The following is a 16,089-nucleotide window of genomic DNA, read 5'->3' on the forward strand; positions in this document are numbered from 1 at the left end:
CCTCCATATACCAGATTATATTGTAGTACACAGGAGAAACAAATGACAGGAAAAAAACGTGCAGATATTCACCCGGGCCTTAAGGTAGCAATTGTCCAGAAGCAGGATCAGCGCAGCGGTAATCTGACTGAGGGTATAGTGCAGGATATTCTTACCAACTCAGCGAATCATCCGCATGGCATAAAGGTACGTCTTCAGAGTGGAGAAGTGGGGAGGGTTCAGCGCATCGAGGAATAATCGATGCTTGTATACGACCTCGATTTTTTATCCTTACTTACTTGACTAAGTAACGTGGGATACTTATTATGATATTCAGAGGGTGAAATGCCCGAAAATATCAGGAGGCTTGTATGAAGAAGATTGTATTAATGCTGCTAATTGCTGCGACGGGGTTTTTTGCGGCTTCATGCGGCAGGTCCGATGAGTCTGCAGAGTTTGATCACGAGCTGCTGCATGTCTCGTACGATATAGCAAGAGAGATCTACCGGAATGTAAATGAAGCCTTCATACCATGGTATGAAGAACAGACCGGATTAAGAGTACATATAGAACAGTCGCATGCCGGATCCAGTCGTCAGGCTCGAGCTGTTGCTGCAGGACTGGATGCAGACGTAGTGAGTATGAATCAGTTTCTGGATATACAGCTGCTCTATGATTCCAGCAAGGATCAGCCAGGTGGATCAATTATCCCTGAGGACTGGTATACACAATATCCGAATAATTCGAGTCCATATAGTTCCACCATGGCATTCGTAGTCCGCAAGGGGAATCCGAAAGGTATTCATGACTGGGATGATCTTGCCAGGGATGATATCAGCATTGTTGCTCCAAACTACAAGACAACCGGGAACGGTCGCTTCAGTTATCTGACGGCATGGGCCTATGGTCTTGAGCGTATCGTTCCCAGAGTCCTTGGTGAAGCTGCGACAGACGCCTCCGACGAGGAACGCGATGCGATCGTCCGGGAATATGTGCAGAGCGTGCTTGCAAATACCCGGGTTCTGGCCGCAGGAGGCAGGGCTGCAACGACTGCATTCGTGGAAAATAATCAGGGTGATGTGCTGCTGACATTCGAGTCAGAGGTAAATCTGATTGTTCAGGATCTGGGTCCTGACAGATTTGAAGTTGTGGTTCCGAGCTACGGCATAGATGCAGTCATGTATGTTGTGGTCGTAGATGCCTATGCTTCGGAAAAAGGAAACCTGCAGGTGGCCAGAGACTACTGGGATTTTGTATATACCACCCGTGGGCAGGAGATAATTGCCGAGTCCTACTACCGGCCGTATGACCCCGAGGTTGCGGCGCGGTATGCAGATCTGCTTCCTGAGCTTGATCTTTTCGATGTGGCCGAGGTTTTTGGTGGCTGGGCCCGGGCGAATGAAGACCATTTTGTAGACGGCGGAAGTTTTGATCAGCTGATTGAAGCGATCGGACGCCGCTGATTTGTCAGCTGATATGTCAGCTGATATGTCAGCTGATATGTCAGCTGATATGTAACGGGAGGAATCTGATGAGTTTATTTACAGGAAAAAACAAAAGACATGCAGTACTGCCCGGCAGGGGTCTGAGTATTGGTTTTACCCTGACGTATCTGGGCTTTATTCTGATTCTTCCTCTCGGCGGACTGGTACTCTCGGCGGCTGGAGCTGGTTGGGCTGGCGTATGGCGGGGAATAAGCAGCCCCATGGCTGTTGCTACCTATCGGATTACTTTTTTTTCGGCGCTCGGGGCAGCTCTCGTCAATGCAGTTTTCGGAACAATTACTGCCTGGGTTCTGGTTCGCTATAGTTTTCCGGGCAGGAAAATTCTGGATGCCCTGGTTGATGTGCCCTTCGCCCTGCCGGGAGCCGTAGGCGGGCTCGCCCTGGTCGGTATGTTTGCCGGTAATGGACTGATCGGACGGTATCTGGAACCTATTGGAATCCGGATAGCCTACACCTACTGGGGAATTCCCCTGGCGCTTTTGTTTGTCGGCATCCCCTATGTGGTGCGTACTATGGAGCCGGTGATCCAGGCACTGGATCCAGCAGCTGAGGAGGCTGCTGCAATACTGGGAGCTGGTGAAGCTACCCGTTTTCGAAGGGTTCTTTTCCCGGCCTTGCTGCCGGCGCTGTTATCCGGGTTTACCATGGCATTTGCCCGGGGTCTGGGTGAGTATGGAAGTGTCATTTTCGTGGCAGGTAATATACCTTTCGAATCCGAGGTGACAAGTCGACTCATCTACAATCGTCTTGATCAGTATGACGTGGTAGGGGCAACTGCGGTTGCTTTGCTCATGGTCATCGTCTCCTTCCTGATGCTGATCGTCCTGAATGTGCTGCAGATTTGGCAGCAGCGACGCATTGGAATCGGACTCACGAGTGTGAGAGGGGGCGGAAAATGAAAGATGTATCTGAGCGCCCCCAAGGGCCTGGAGCCTGGCTGTTGTTGGGGCTTGCGCTCTTTTTCGGCCTGGTCATGATTCTTTTGCCGGTTATCTCGATTCTATTTGCAGCCTTTGCTCAGGGAGCAGCGGCATATTTCTCTGCAATCAGCAGACGGGAAACGATTGCTGCCCTTCGCTTGAGTCTATGGGTAATGGGTATCTCACTGCCTCTGACAGCCCTGTTTGGAATTTCGGCTGCATGGGCTATTACCAGATTTGATTTTTTCGGAAAGAAATTATTGCTGGCCCTTATCGATGTTCCGATCTCACTGTCACCGATTGTAGTTGGGCTCATGTTTGTCCTGCTCTACGGGCGCTTCGGTATTTTCGGGGGATTCCTGCAGGGTATCGGACTGCGAATTATTTTCGCACCGCCGGGACTGGTACTGACAACATTGTTTATTCTGATTCCTTTTGTTGTTCGTGAACTTATTCCTACCATGCTCGAACTGGGAAGCAGTGAGGAAGAAGCGGCCAGGATTCTTGGTGCGTCGGGTTTTCGTATGTTCTGGCATGTAACCCTTCCAAATATCCGCTGGGCGCTGCTGTACGGACTGATTCTATCCGCTGCCCGGGCAATCGGGGAGTTCGGCGCGGCCAGTGTGGTTTCCGGACTGATCCGGGGAAGTACCGTTACCCTGCCGCTGCAGATCGAGATCTACTACAACGAATATATGACTACAATGGCCTTTGCCTCATCGACCCTGTTCTTTCTGCTGGGAGGTGTGACGTTGGCAGCAAAGCATTTTGTGGGGCAGAGGAAATCCAGGGAGGTGGAACATGATACAGGCAACAAATGAGCATTATCTGAAAGCGCTTGGACTTACCCGTCGCTTCGGTAGCTTCACTGCAGTCGATTCAGTGGATCTTGAGCTTGCCTCGGGTGAGTTGCTGGCTCTGTTGGGACCATCAGGCTGTGGAAAGACGACATTGCTGCGAATGCTTGCCGGCCTGGAACCCCAGGATGCCGGTGATGTATTTGTTGAAGGGCTGTCACAGAGCGGAATTCCGATTACAAAACGGAATGTCGGTTTTGTGTTTCAGCATTATGCCCTGTTTCGTCACATGAACGTGTTCGAGAATGTTGCTTTTGGTCTCAAGGTACTTCCGAAGTCGAAGCGTCCGGATAAAGCTGAAATCCGTCGAAGGGTTCACGAGCTTCTTGGTCTGGTACAGCTGGAAGACCAGACCCGGAAATATCCTGATCAGATGTCCGGCGGGCAGCGACAGCGGGTTGCACTGGCAAGGGCTCTAATCGTAAATCCTAAAATCCTTCTGCTGGATGAGCCCTTCGGGGCGCTGGATGCCAATGTCCGCAAGGAACTGCGCCGCTGGCTCAGGCGGCTTCATGACGAGCTTCATATTACCTCGATACTGGTTACCCATGATCAGGATGAAGCTCTCGAGGTGGCGGACAGAATAATCATTATGAATGAGGGAAAAATAGAGCAGTCCGGCACTCCAGAGGATATCTACCTGAAACCGGCTAATGAGTTTGTGTATAAATTCCTCGGAGCCGTAAATGTATTTCACGGACGTGAGAAGCAGTATTTTGTACGACCTCATGAGATGGCTTTCAGCCGGGTTGCGGTCAAGGATTATATGCCGGCCAGGGTCTCCCGCATCGGTTTTTCCGGGGCTTCTGCCCGGCTGGAAGTCAAGCTGCAGCAGGATCAACAGCTTGTAGAGGTCATGCTGCCACTCTCCCAGTACAAGGCTCAACGTCCCCGGGTGGATGATCTTGTCTATATCAGTCCCACTGAGTATCGCGAGTTCAGCGATTATCAGATTTAATTCCGAGCCTCTGGTGGCTGACAGATACAGCATTTCCCTGTAATCTGTTGGCCAGCAGGGAGGCTATTCAATGAGCAGTGTGCAGCAGAATCTTGAAAATCTTCGTGGCTTGATGTTGAAGTCAGGTTTCAGTGCTTATATCATTTTTTCAACTGATCCGCATATGAGCGAATATGTCCCTGAGCGCTGGACGGGACGTGCAGTTTTCTCGGGATTTACCGGTTCTGCCGGTACACTTGTGGTAACTCGCTCCCGGGCAGCTCTCTGGACGGACGGACGGTATTTCCTGCAGGCAGAGAAGCAGCTGGAAGGCAGCGGAATTGAGCTGATGAGAGATGGGCTGCCGGATACACTGGACTTTGCTGACTTTATTGTTGCGGCGACCAAGACGACAGAGACGACTGGGACGACCGAGACGACTGCAGCTCCCATAGTCGTTGGAACCTCAGCGGACTGCATCTCTATTGCCGAGGCACGCAGGCTGCAGAAACTTTTCTCACGCAAAGGTCTGCAGCTGCAGGCTTCCAAAGATCTACTGGAACAAGCATGGGTGGACCGCCCATCTGTACCATCCTCAGCACTGGAGGAATTTCAGGCAGAACAAGCTGGAGAAAGTAGAATTGACCGTCTTGAGCGCTTGAAGAAACACATGACAAAGCTATCGGCCCAGGCATTGCTCATTGGCAGTCTGGATGACCTTGCCTATCTTTTTCTATTTCGCGGGTCGGATATTCCCTACAATCCTGTATCAGTCGGCTATGCACTGATTGAAGAGCAGCGGATCCGGCTGTATCTTCCCGAGGAGAAACATGAATCTGCAGCTTTTCTGGCAGCTGAAGGTATTGAACTCCTGGCATACTCCCGGATTTTCAGTGATCTTACGGCATTGCCGGAGGGCTGCCGCTTGATGATCGATCCTGTCAGAACAAATCTTGCGTTGTATCAGTCGTTGCCGGCGCATGTTCAGCTGCGGGAAGCCCCTTTGCCCAGCATTGCCATGAAGGCCGAAAAGAACAGTGTTGAAGTGTCCAACATCCGCAGAGCAATGCAGATTGATGGGGCCGCCCTGCTGCGTTTTCTGCGCTGGCTGAAGCAGCATCCGGCTGTCGATGATCTTGATGAGCTACAGGCTGCCCGGAAACTACAGGAACTGCGGGCAGAGCACCCCCAATACCGTGGCGATTCATTTCCTGCTATTGCGGGTTTCGGTCCAAACGGAGCCATTATCCACTATTCGGTCAATGAAGAATCAGCCAGGCCTTTTAATCGGAATGGACTCTTTCTGATTGACTCAGGTGCGCATTACGATTGTGGAACCACTGATATTACCCGTGTCGTCTGTTGGGATCGACCTACAGACGCTATGCGCCGTGATTATACCCTGGTGCTGAAAGCCCATATAGCGCTGGCAAGTGCCCGCTTTCCTGCCGGAACAAGGGGAATTCAGCTGGATGCAATTGCACGAGACTGTCTTTGGCGGGAGGGTCTGGATTATCGTCACGGAACGGGGCATGGGGTAGGCTATTGTCTGCCGGTACACGAGGGACCTCAGTCAATCAGTTCCAGAATGATTGATGTGCCCCTTGCAAAAGGAATGCTCAGTAGTAATGAGCCGGGACTTTATCGGAGCGGTGAATATGGAATCCGAATCGAGAATCTGATTCTCTGTATTGATGCGCCTCATGGAAAAGGTACAGAGCCGGGAGAGTTCGGCAGCTTCCTTGCCTTTGAAACCATGAGTCTCTGTCCCTTTGAAACAGGGCTTATTATGCCGGAATTGTTGAGTAGTACAGAAATCCAGTGGATAAACGATTATCACAGCCAGGTCGAGGATGCGCTTTTGCCATTTCTTGACGGAGCTGATGCTGAATTTCTCAGAGATGCATGCAGGCCGATTGGAGACAGAAAGTAATGGATAGTTACATACCCGGAAAAACCCTTGGAATAATTGGAGGCGGACAGCTCGGCAGAATGCTGCTGCCTGAAGCCCGGCGGCTTGGTCTCAAAACAGCCGTTTTTACGGCCTCAGAGCAGGACCCTGCAGTAGGTGGGACAGATCTGTACATTCAGGGCAGACTGGATGATGGTCATGCCATCGCCCGTTTTGCTGAATCCTGCGATTATCTGACAATCGAGATTGAACACGTGGCCCTTGAGGGACTAGAGGCAGCAGAGAAGTCCGGGTGCATTGTATTTCCTCCCTCAAAGGCGCTTGCAATTGTGCAGGATAAACTTGCACAGCGACGCTGTTTTGAAGGGCTTCCACAGCCGGAATATGCCGAACTGCCGCCGTATGCAAATGGGCCGAAGTGGCGACAGGAGGTTCTTGAAATTGCTGGAAGATTCGGCTTTCCGGTGGTCCAGAAAAGCCGAAGAGGTGGGTATGACGGACGCGGGGTGGCAGTGCTGCGGAATGAAGATGACATACTGCTCGAAGATGGCCGCCTGCTTTGCGATGAGAGTTACCTCGAGGCTTTCGTTCCCTTGAGCATGGAGCCTGGGGTGATAGTGGCCCGCACAGCAACAGGTGAGTGTACTGCCTTTCCGGTCACCGAAATGCTCTTCGATCCCGATGACAATATCTGTACCAGTGTTGCATTTCCGGCCCGTATTGATCCGCTTCTTGCAGAGCAGGCTGTGGAGATTGCAAAAGAGGCAGCCCGGAGACTCGATACCTGTGGCTTGCTGGCCGTTGAGCTTTTCCTCGGGAAAGACGGGAAGCTGTATCTGAACGAGGTTGCCCCACGGCCGCATAATTCGGGCCATGGGACCATTGAGGGTCTGCCGACCAGCCAGTTCGCCCAGCATCTGCGGGCTGGTATGGGCTTACCGCTGGGTGCCATGGATCCGGTTATTCCCACAGTCATGAACAACCTGCTTGGAAGTCCACAGGCTAAGGGAAAGCCCTGTATCCGTGGTCTGGATGAAATGCTTCGTATTCCCGGTACCCAGCTTCACTGGTACGGTAAACCCGAAGTACGGCCGGGGCGGAAGATGGGGCATGTGAGTGTAACCGCAGCCTCTCTTGATCTGGCATTGAGCAATGCCGCTGCAGCTGCAAAACTGCTTGTGGTTGACTCCTGCCGTCCTGATCAGACTGATTCATGATCTAAAACGTGAAAGAATAACAGGAGGAACTGAATGAGCGTACGGGTAGGAATAATTATGGGCAGTGACTCGGATCTGCCGGTTATGCGTCCAGCTGCCGAAATCCTTGAATCCTTCGGGATTCCCTTTGAAATGACCATTGTGTCGGCTCACCGGACTCCCCAGCGTATGTATGAGTATGCCCAGGGAGCTGCCGAGCGGGGAATTCAGGTGATTATTGCCGGAGCCGGCGGGGCTGCCCATCTGCCTGGCATGGTTGCAGCATTAACTGCGCTTCCGGTTATCGGTGTGCCGGTGCGCGGATCAAATCTGGAAGGTCTGGACAGCCTGCTTTCTATTGTTCAGATGCCCAGAGGAGTTCCGGTTGCTACTGTGGCTATCAACAATGGCCTGAATGCAGGACTTCTGGCTGCACGGATCCTTGGCTCAGCCGATTCGGATATTCAGCAGCTTATTGAGGCTTATCAGTCCTCACAGGAACGCGAGGTACTGCTCAAGGTGGATAAGCTGGCCAGGAACGAATTATAGCAAGCCGGGCACAATCCCGGGCAACAGTCCCAGGCGCAGGCTGAATCCAGTCCGCGCCCGGATTTGTCTTATCCAGATTCTATTTCTGAATACTGTAGCTGACCTGTACTCTTGCCCTGACGCTGTAGTCTCCAGCGGAAACGGGGGTAGGTACAGCATCGGCAGATCTTGCGCTCATGACCATCATGTCGCTTTCCTGTCGCGGCATATTCCAGCCGTACTCCTCGTTGATCCACATTGGAGGACCAATGCGCACTTCCTGGGAATCTGCCATACGTTCAGCCTTGCTCCGTGCATGCTCCATAGCCAGTTCAAGGGCTTTCAGTTCTGCTTCAGCTGTGCTGGACACCAGGAACTGGATGTTCCGGACAGAATCCGCACCAGCAGAAAAAGCCGCATCAATGACTGAACCGACCAGGCTGGTTTCTTCAAGCGTTACCAGCAGGGTGTTTGTAACCCGGTAGAATGGCTCCTGCGGGGGCTGGCCTTCTCTCTGATACGGTCGCTGTATGGCTACATTGTAGCTGACCGTCTGAATACTGTTTTCAGAAATTCCGAGTTCACCGAGTTCACGGAACACAGCCTGCATGCGTCGTGCGTTTTCCTGCACGGCGGCATTCGCTTCAGGGTCTTCGGTCTCGACCGCAATATTCAGGGTGGCGATATCCGGTGTCAGTTGAACAATTCCCTCACCGGAAACCGAAATACTGCCGGGGTGCTCGGGTTCCTGTGACCCGCCTGCAAAACCCGGCACACTGCAGAACACAAGCAGCAGGGCTGCTGCGGCTGCTCTTCGAATCATGCTGATTTTCATACTTCAACTATATCACGCTACATCGGGCAGGAACAGACAGGGTGTCTATCTCCCTGCACATTATCAATTCTGGCAGATGCCGGCCAGAATTTATGTTCCCGCACCCATTCAAGCGGATAAGCAGCTTTTTCCCTGCTATAGAGATGAGTCCAGCTGTCAGCACTGATTTCCTCGAGGGTATGAGGTGCATTCTTCAGGAGATTGTCCTCGGGATCAGCCGAGCCGTCTTCAAGTTCTCTGATCTCTCCTCTGATTGCAATCAGAGCCTCGCAAAAGCGGTCGAGTTCTTCCTTTGATTCACTTTCTGTCGGTTCGATCATCAGTGTTCCCGGTTCCGGCCATGCCATGGTCGGGGCATGGAATCCATAATCCATGAGCCGCTTGGCCACATCTTCTACACGGATGCCGCTGCTTTTTTCCATTTCACGCAGATCAAGTATGCATTCATGAGCGAGTCTGCCCTGGCTGTTCCGGTATGATATCGGATAGTGTTGTTCAAGCCTGGCCGCTATATAGTTCGCATTCAGTATTGCAGTTCTGGAGCTGTCAAGCAGTCCGTTGGGTCCCATCAATCGTATATAGGCATAGGAAATCGGCAGTATACTCGGGCTCCCGAATGGTGCAGAGGAGACCGGCGGACAGACAGCATTGGCAAGGCTGCCGCTGGACGGACCAGGGTAATAATCATGGGGGTCATGGAAGCTTGCTGGTGGCAGGAAAGGCATAAGATGGGCTGCTGCACAGACCGGTCCCATGCCCGGACCTCCACCACCGTGGGGAATCGCGAAGGTCTTATGCAGATTCAGGTGGCAGACATCGGCCCCGACAAGTGCGGGTGAACTGATTCCCATCATCGCATTCAGATTGGCCCCGTCCAGATAGACCTGACCGCCTGCCTCATGCACAATTGCAACCGCCTCAAGAATATTTGCATCAAATACCCCGTGTGTGGAGGGGTAGGTTATCATAATCGCCCCGATCCGCTCAGGTTGTTTTCGTATATGACTGCTTAGTTCCTCGGTGTCGATACTACCATCCGCTGCTGAGGGAATTGTAACAACTTCAAAGCCTGCCATAACCGCGCTGGCAGGGTTTGTGCCATGAGCGCTGTCTGGTACGAGGCAGACTGTGCGTTGTGCTTCGCCGCGGCTGATGTGATACGCTCTGATCATGAGCAGGCCGGTGTATTCTCCCTGGGCTCCGGAATTCGGCTGCATGCTGACAGCGGGGAGTCCCGTTATTTCTGCGAGGTAGGATCCCAGTGCAGTAATAAGGTCCTGATATCCCCTGCTGTGATGATACGGAGCAAATGGGTGTAAGGATGCAAAACCCTCGTAGCTGATTGCCTCCATTGCAGCTGCCGGGTTCAATTTCATGGTGCATGATCCCAGGGGTATCATGCTGTGGGCAAGCGACAGATCTTTTTGTTCCAGAGAACGGATATACCGCATAATCTGTGTTTCACTTCGGTAGCGGTTGAAGTTCGGATGTTGTAGGAAAGGGCTTTTCCGCTGTATCTCCTGAGGCAGTTCAGGGCACTGCATGAGCAGGGCTTCAAGCTCGGCCAGACTGATGCTTTCAGGACGGTGCGCCGGTTGACTATGTGCCCCTGCAGGATGACTGTGCCTCGGAAATGCCTGCAGCAGTACCGGCAGTTGTGAAAGGTGCAGACTTTCATCTACGCTCAGTGAAAGCTGTTCTCTTCCGCTGCGCCGCAGCAAAAAGCCCAGATGTTCAGCACGCAGCATGAGGCTGACACATTCATCACTGCTGAGATCCCGTATTTCTATGGTATCAAAACGTGGAGTGCTGCTGATGCAGTACCCGCGATCCCTGAGTACGGTTTCGATCAGCCAGGTATAACGGCGTATTCGCTCGGCGATTGATTTCAATCCTTCCGGTCCATGATATACAGCATACATGGAAGCCAGAATCGCCGGCAGAACCTGGGCTGTACAGATATTGCTTGTAGCCCGGCTGCGGCGGATATGCTGCTCGCGTGTCTGCAGTGCCAGACGGATGCCGTCCTTACCCATTCGGTCCTTGCTGACCCCGACCAGACGCCCCGGCATCTGGCGCATAAGCTCACCCTTGCAGGCCAGATAGCCTGCGTGCGGGCCACCGAATCCCATGGGTAGACCGAAGCGCTGTGTGCTTCCTACCGTTATATCAACTCCGAATCCTCCTGGCTCTGGAAGCAGGGTAAGAGCCAGAAGATCTGCAGCCGCCACGACTGGAACGCCTTTTTCGTGCAGAAGCCTGATTTCATCGGCTGGAATATGGACCGTCCCACTGCTTCCGGGATACTGAAACAGAGCTCCGAAGAATGTACCCTCCGGCTGTGAATCCAGTACTGTCTGCAGATGATCCCAGTCGCCGATTTCCACATGCAGTGATTGAGCTTCGGCCCGTCCCAGCACCAGTTCTATAGTCTGCGGATGACAGTCACTGTGAATAAAGAAGCGGTCGGCTGTACTGGTTCGCGGCATACTGCGTCGACACATCAGCATAGCCTCAGCCGCGGCAGTTCCTTCATCGAGCATGGAAGCATTGGATATTTCCATACCGCTCAGATCACTGATCATGGTCTGGAAATTCAGCAGGGCTTCCAGACGGCCCTGAGAAATTTCTGCCTGATAGGGGGTGTACTGCGTATACCAGGCGGGATTTTCCAGAATAGTTCTCCGGATTACAGCCGGCATCACCGTGCCGTAATACCCCTGTCCGATTAGTGAGTGCGCGGTGGTGTTTCGTGATGCAATCTGTCTGAGTTCCTGAAGAAGCAGATCTTCAGGCGCGGCTGCAGGCAGTCGAAGTGTCTTTTTTCTCCGGATCTGGTCAGGAACGGCCTGGTCTATCAGCTCGTCCAGGCTGCTGCAGCCGATCTGCTCCAGCATCTCCTTTTGCTCCGCTGTGTCAGGCCCGATGTGACGGGGGAGGAAGCTTCCGTATTCTGTAATGCCAGCCGCATGGGCAGATGCATCGGCTGCCCCTTTGGCGTCCTCAATTCGATAGTTCGGTCGGTAGAGAGGTCTTTTTACGATTACTGCTTTTCTTTTCTGATTACGGATCACAATAAAAATTTCATTGCCGATTCCGGCTAAATGCTGCTCTATATATGCATTTCCCGCAAAACAGTCAGCACTCGGTGCCTTCATTCCTGAAACAACCTCACCGATTGTTGCACCTTCACTGTCCTCAATAGCACAACCGGGGCGAGGTACTCCTGCATCTTCCATAATGAAGGTAGTCAGCCGTCTGCTTCCACCGGCAGCCTTACGCTCCTCAATTGCGTGGCGGCCGATGAATTCATGAGAAAAATCACAGGCCCAGAGCAAACGCGCCTCCACAGGACTTGTTTCCAGGCTTAATTCATGACCGTACAGCGCAAAGCCCGGCTCAAAACGGAGACTGTCACGTGCTGCGAGCCCGGCCGGACCTGCCTCGATACCGGCTTCCTCGGCTGCGCGCAGTAGACCGGCCCACATACCAGCCGCCTGTTCTGCTGGAAGAACGATTTCAACGCCCTCTTCCCCGGTGTACCCGGTGCGGCTCATTAGAACTACCGTTCCGAAGAGGCTTGTCTCGCAGGCATAGAACCTTGGAAAGGTTACCGGCATTTTTCTTATGTGCTCAATCAGTTCAAGACTCCTGGGACCCTGAACAGCAATCATAGCCGTAGTTTCACTGACGTCATGAAATCCGGCATTCAGTCCGCTTGACTGCTCCCTCATCCATGCCAGATCTGATTCTCTGTTGGCAGCATTCAGCACCACGAGGAAGCGGTCCGCGAGACGGTAAACAAATACATCGTCCAGAATGCCACCATCCCGGTGGCACATCAGGGCATAGCAGCTTTCGTAGATCTCCAGCTTGCGGACATCTGCGCTGAGCAGACGGGCCAGAGCATCTCCTGCCTGTTTGCCGTATATTTCTATTCTGCCCATGTGTGATATATCAAAAAGCCCGACAGATCGTCTGACAAGTTCATGTTCGGCAGTTGCCCCGCCAGGATATGTTATGGGCATATCATAGTCGGCAAATTCGCTCATCTTTGCTCCGTGGCTTTGATGAATCTCATATAGTGCTGTTCTGGAATTCTCCATTGTCAATCTCCAAATGAAATGCCCATGTCGCGGGCAGTTGCTATTGTGTCGCTGTCTACAGGTACCAGTTTCATGGCGTGTGCGACTTCTTCCAGCGGTACATAATCTACGTACGGTGGCTTCAGAGCTACCATAACATTTTTCTTTCCTTCTTCCAAAGCCCGAACAGCGGCTGCTCCGAAACGCAGAGAAAGCATGCGGTCTCTGGCACTCGGGGTGCCGCCACGGAGCAGATGTCCGAGCACCACACATCTTGCTTCCTGACCGGTGATTTCCTGCAGCTCTTCTGCTATCTCTTCACCGATTCCTCCCAGGCGCTCAGCGCGACCGAGCTCTCTGCTTTTTACCATATGGCTGCCTTCTTTCTTCCGAGCCCCTTCGGCCACAACAACAATAGAAAACAACGATCCCTGTTCAATGCGCTCTCTTGTTTTTTGAGCAATCTTATCTATTTTATAAGGTATTTCCGGGATCAGTATAGCATCAGCTCCCGCGGCCAGACCGCTTTCAAGTGCAATCCAGCCGGCATAGCGGCCCATTACTTCTACGACCATTATTCTGCGATGCGATTCTGCGGTGCTGTGGAGGCGGTCAATACATTCAGTTGCAAAACCTACAGCAGTATCGAAGCCGAAGGTGGCCTGTGTATGTTTCAGATCGTTATCTATTGTCTTGGGAACGCCGATTACCGGAATATTACCTCGTTGGCCGATTTCATATGCAACCGATAACGAGCCGTCACCACCGATTGCGATCAGGGCATCAAAACCCTCTTTTTTCAGGACAGTAATTATTTCATCACAGCGGTCTACGGTTTTCCAGCTGCCATCTACCTGTTGAACGGGATACTCCAGTGGATTACTTTTGTTGGTGGTGCCCAGAATTGTTCCTCCGAGATGGGTAATCCCACTGACACTCGTTTTGTTCAGTTCTACTATTCCCCCATCCGGAAAGCGTTCGGGTTCAAGGATCCCGTTATATCCTTCACGAATACCATATACACTCCAACCCCTGTGTACAGCAGCGATCACCACTGCGCGGATTACGGCATTCAGACCTGGCGCATCACCGCCGCCTGTGTTTACAGCAATTTTCATGATATCCTCCTGTTTCTGGTACCCATGAGGCAATATGTACATATTCAGTATACACTGAATTGAATGATTCCTGCCAATGAAGCCCGTTTACTCATTTTGATTCCAGAAGGTCAGCTGCTTCTTATTGACACATTACAGAGGGGATTCTACCATGGTCGCATTATGCAGCAATATCCCAGACGCCGTCTTCCTGCAGAGTGGGAAGCACAGAGCGCAATAATGATAGCCTGGCCGGATTCACTGACAGACTGGAATCAGAATCTCGACAAGGTACAGGAATGTGTGGCCGCAATTATACGCGAACTGTCTCTTGAAGTTCCGATTCTGCTTGTATGCCGTGATCAACAGGAAACCGCTTCGATTTTGAAGCAGCACTCAGCCTTGAGAGGCATTGTAATTTTTGCTGAACTGCCTCTGGATGACACATGGACCAGGGATTATGGCCCGATTACCCTGTATGAGTATCCGGATGTTGAATGTCCTGACGCTCCGGAAACCGGTCTGCAGCCCCGGCCTGTTCTGCTTGACTGGGGCTTTAATGGCTGGGGTCTGAAATTTCCTGCCCGGAATGACAATATGCTTACCAGACGTCTTTCTGCTTCCGGATATTTCGGCAGTACAGAACTTGAAACTGTCCCTTATGTACTTGAGGGTGGATCGATTGAAAGTGATGGACAGGGGACTATATTGTCCACTGCACATTGCCTGCTGGACTACAATAGATCCCCAGGCAGCAGTCTCAATGATCTCGAGCAGAGACTTCTGCACTTTCTTGGTGCAGAGCGTGTTCTGTGGCTGAATAACGGATATCTTGCCGGAGACGATACTGATTCACATATCGACACGCTGGCTCGTTTCTGTGATCCCCAGACTATCGCGTACACATGTACCGATGACCGCAATGATGAGCATTATGACAGTCTTCAGGCAATGCAGGCTGAGTTGCGTGGGTTTCGTCAGAAGAACGGTGAACCCTATAATCTGGTTCCTCTGCCGCTGCCGTCTCCTATGTTCGCTGAGGATGGGCATCGTCTCCCGGCTACCTATGCCAACTTTCTTATTACAGATCACTCGGTCTGGGTCCCTCAATATGGAGTCCCCGAAGATACAAGCGCTTTTACCAGAATGATAGGTTTGTTTCCAGGCAGGAATATACGCGGAGTGGATTGTGCTCCGCTGATCCAGCAGCACGGCTCTCTGCATTGTATCACCATGCAGATTCCTGCTGGCGTAATAGATAAGGGAGGACAGATACATGCCTGATACTTGTACAGTTGCATTAGTTCAACAGAAATGCAGTTCTGCCCGGCTCCCTGATTCCCGGCCGGATTTTATCCGCAATAGTAATCTTGAAATAACAGCTGATGCCGTTCGGGATTGTGCATCCCACGGAGCTGGTCTGGTTGTTCTGCAGGAGCTTCATGCCGGACCGTATTTTTGCCAGACAGAAGATCCTGATGTTTTTGATCTTGCCGAGACAATACCGGGTCCCTCGACTGAATTCCTTGGCAGACTGGCAGCCGAGCTTGGTATTGTGATTGTAGGCTCGCTCTTCGAACGACGTGCCCCGGGACTTTATCATAATACAGCAGTTGTAATGGATTCTGACGGAAGTCTGGCCGGTACATACCGCAAGATGCATATTCCCGATGATCCAGCCTATTATGAAAAATTCTATTTTACACCCGGTGATCTTGGATTCGAACCCGTTCAGACCTCCATCGGCAGACTTGGAGTGCTGGTCTGCTGGGATCAATGGTATCCGGAAGCCGCCAGGCTGATGGCTATGGCAGGAGCTGATATGCTCATTTACCCGACTGCGATCGGCTATGAAAACAGTGACATCCAGGAAGAAAAAGACCGACAGCGCGAAGCATGGATAATCAGCCAGCGTGGACACGCAGTTGCCAATGGACTGCCGGTTATAAGCGTAAATCGCTGCGGTTATGAGGCTGATCCATCCGGAGTTACGGGAGGAATCAACTTCTGGGGCAGCAGCTTTGTCGCGGGACCCCAGGGTGAATTGCTTGCGCAGGCAGGTCAGGACGAAGCTGAAAATCTGATTGTCGGGATTGATCTCGCCAGGGCTGAACAGGTGCGCCGCATGTGGCCGTTTTTCCGTGACCGCCGTATTGATGCCTTTTCGGATCTGCTGAAGCGGTGGCGGGATTGAAGTCTGCCTGAGTAGTTAGAAAACACTCTCAAAGCTGTAGCCCT

Annotated in this window: 13 protein-coding genes; 10 read left to right on the forward strand and 3 right to left on the reverse strand. The window is 52.1% G+C overall.

Going from position 1 to position 16,089, the window contains the following annotated elements; all coding sequences use genetic code 11:
- Positions 1-42 precede the first annotated feature (42 nt).
- The 8 genes from ACYQ2L_RS03310 (at position 43) to purE (ending at position 7,855) form a co-directional block, all read left to right on the forward strand.
- Positions 43-237: a YwbE family protein gene (locus tag ACYQ2L_RS03310; RefSeq protein WP_460051014.1), complete on the forward strand. Its 195-nt coding sequence runs from the start codon at positions 43-45 to the stop codon at positions 235-237.
- 113 nt (positions 238-350) lie between these two features.
- Positions 351-1,442, forward strand: coding sequence for a sulfate ABC transporter substrate-binding protein (locus tag ACYQ2L_RS03315; protein WP_460051016.1), 1,092 nt, complete (start codon positions 351-353; stop codon positions 1,440-1,442).
- Positions 1,443-1,510: 68 nt separating this feature from the next.
- A complete protein-coding gene (cysT, locus tag ACYQ2L_RS03320) occupies positions 1,511-2,383 on the forward strand; it encodes a sulfate ABC transporter permease subunit CysT (RefSeq protein WP_460051018.1) in 873 nt (290 codons plus the stop codon).
- Positions 2,380-3,225: a sulfate ABC transporter permease gene (locus ACYQ2L_RS03325; RefSeq protein WP_460051020.1), complete on the forward strand. Its 846-nt coding sequence runs from the start codon at positions 2,380-2,382 to the stop codon at positions 3,223-3,225. Before cysT ends, ACYQ2L_RS03325 begins: the two co-directional genes overlap by 4 nt.
- Complete coding sequence (locus ACYQ2L_RS03330; protein WP_460051022.1) at positions 3,206-4,219, forward strand: sulfate/molybdate ABC transporter ATP-binding protein; 1,014 nt, start codon at positions 3,206-3,208, stop codon at positions 4,217-4,219. Before ACYQ2L_RS03325 ends, ACYQ2L_RS03330 begins: the two co-directional genes overlap by 20 nt.
- A 70-nt stretch (positions 4,220-4,289) precedes the next feature.
- Entirely contained in the window at positions 4,290-6,131 is a 1,842-nt protein-coding gene (locus ACYQ2L_RS03335; RefSeq protein WP_460051024.1) for a M24 family metallopeptidase, read from the forward strand.
- Positions 6,131-7,327 (forward strand): 5-(carboxyamino)imidazole ribonucleotide synthase, encoded by a 1,197-nt coding sequence (gene purK, locus ACYQ2L_RS03340; protein ID WP_460051026.1) that lies wholly within the window; start codon positions 6,131-6,133, stop codon positions 7,325-7,327. The genes ACYQ2L_RS03335 and purK overlap by 1 nt, the downstream gene beginning before the upstream one ends.
- 33 nt (positions 7,328-7,360) lie before the next feature.
- The gene (purE, locus tag ACYQ2L_RS03345) at positions 7,361-7,855 is read left to right on the forward strand and encodes a 5-(carboxyamino)imidazole ribonucleotide mutase (RefSeq protein WP_460051028.1); all 495 of its coding nucleotides are present in this window, start codon (positions 7,361-7,363) and stop codon (positions 7,853-7,855) included.
- A gap of 79 nt (positions 7,856-7,934) precedes the next feature.
- Here purE and ACYQ2L_RS03350 read toward each other — a convergent pair whose 3' ends face one another.
- From ACYQ2L_RS03350 to ACYQ2L_RS03360, 3 genes are read right to left on the reverse strand one after another with little or no spacing between them, the layout of a single operon-like run.
- Positions 7,935-8,669 carry an SIMPL domain-containing protein gene (locus tag ACYQ2L_RS03350; RefSeq protein WP_460051030.1) on the reverse strand — a complete coding sequence of 245 codons (735 nt, stop codon included), beginning with the start codon at positions 8,667-8,669 and terminating at the stop codon, positions 7,935-7,937.
- A 17-nt stretch (positions 8,670-8,686) separates the two neighbouring features.
- Entirely contained in the window at positions 8,687-12,775 is a 4,089-nt protein-coding gene (gene gcvP, locus ACYQ2L_RS03355; RefSeq protein WP_460051032.1) for an aminomethyl-transferring glycine dehydrogenase, read from the reverse strand.
- A gap of 2 nt (positions 12,776-12,777) precedes the next feature.
- The gene (locus ACYQ2L_RS03360) at positions 12,778-13,872 is read right to left on the reverse strand and encodes a 6-phosphofructokinase (protein ID WP_460051034.1); all 1,095 of its coding nucleotides are present in this window, start codon (positions 13,870-13,872) and stop codon (positions 12,778-12,780) included.
- 63 nt (positions 13,873-13,935) lie between these two features.
- Here ACYQ2L_RS03360 and ACYQ2L_RS03365 point away from each other — a divergent pair, with 63 nt between their 5' ends.
- Complete coding sequence (locus ACYQ2L_RS03365; protein WP_460051036.1) at positions 13,936-15,135, forward strand: agmatine deiminase family protein; 1,200 nt, start codon at positions 13,936-13,938, stop codon at positions 15,133-15,135.
- Positions 15,128-16,045 carry a carbon-nitrogen hydrolase gene (locus ACYQ2L_RS03370; RefSeq protein WP_460051038.1) on the forward strand — a complete coding sequence of 306 codons (918 nt, stop codon included), beginning with the start codon at positions 15,128-15,130 and terminating at the stop codon, positions 16,043-16,045. The genes ACYQ2L_RS03365 and ACYQ2L_RS03370 overlap by 8 nt, the downstream gene beginning before the upstream one ends.
- Positions 16,046-16,089: the final 44 nt, after the last annotated feature.

It is taken from the genome of Spirochaeta dissipatitropha (genome assembly GCF_054657935.1).

Excerpts from the sequence above, each read along its gene's own strand:
- gcvP (WP_460051032.1), bottom strand. The coding sequence starts at position 12,775 with ATGGAGAATTCCAGAACAGCACTATATGAGATTCATCAAAGCCACGGA.
- ACYQ2L_RS03315 (WP_460051016.1), top strand. The coding sequence starts at position 351 with ATGAAGAAGATTGTATTAATGCTGCTAATTGCTGCGACGGGGTTTTTT.
- cysT (WP_460051018.1), top strand. The coding sequence starts at position 1,511 with ATGAGTTTATTTACAGGAAAAAACAAAAGACATGCAGTACTGCCCGGC.
- purE (WP_460051028.1), top strand. The coding sequence starts at position 7,361 with ATGAGCGTACGGGTAGGAATAATTATGGGCAGTGACTCGGATCTGCCG.
- ACYQ2L_RS03335 (WP_460051024.1), top strand. The coding sequence starts at position 4,290 with ATGAGCAGTGTGCAGCAGAATCTTGAAAATCTTCGTGGCTTGATGTTG.
- ACYQ2L_RS03360 (WP_460051034.1), bottom strand. The coding sequence starts at position 13,872 with ATGAAAATTGCTGTAAACACAGGCGGCGGTGATGCGCCAGGTCTGAAT.
- purK (WP_460051026.1), top strand. The coding sequence starts at position 6,131 with ATGGATAGTTACATACCCGGAAAAACCCTTGGAATAATTGGAGGCGGA.
- ACYQ2L_RS03310 (WP_460051014.1), top strand. The coding sequence starts at position 43 with ATGACAGGAAAAAAACGTGCAGATATTCACCCGGGCCTTAAGGTAGCA.
- ACYQ2L_RS03325 (WP_460051020.1), top strand. The coding sequence starts at position 2,380 with ATGAAAGATGTATCTGAGCGCCCCCAAGGGCCTGGAGCCTGGCTGTTG.
- ACYQ2L_RS03365 (WP_460051036.1), top strand. The coding sequence starts at position 13,936 with ATGATTCCTGCCAATGAAGCCCGTTTACTCATTTTGATTCCAGAAGGT.
- ACYQ2L_RS03370 (WP_460051038.1), top strand. The coding sequence starts at position 15,128 with ATGCCTGATACTTGTACAGTTGCATTAGTTCAACAGAAATGCAGTTCT.
- ACYQ2L_RS03330 (WP_460051022.1), top strand. The coding sequence starts at position 3,206 with ATGATACAGGCAACAAATGAGCATTATCTGAAAGCGCTTGGACTTACC.
- ACYQ2L_RS03350 (WP_460051030.1), bottom strand. The coding sequence starts at position 8,669 with ATGAAAATCAGCATGATTCGAAGAGCAGCCGCAGCAGCCCTGCTGCTT.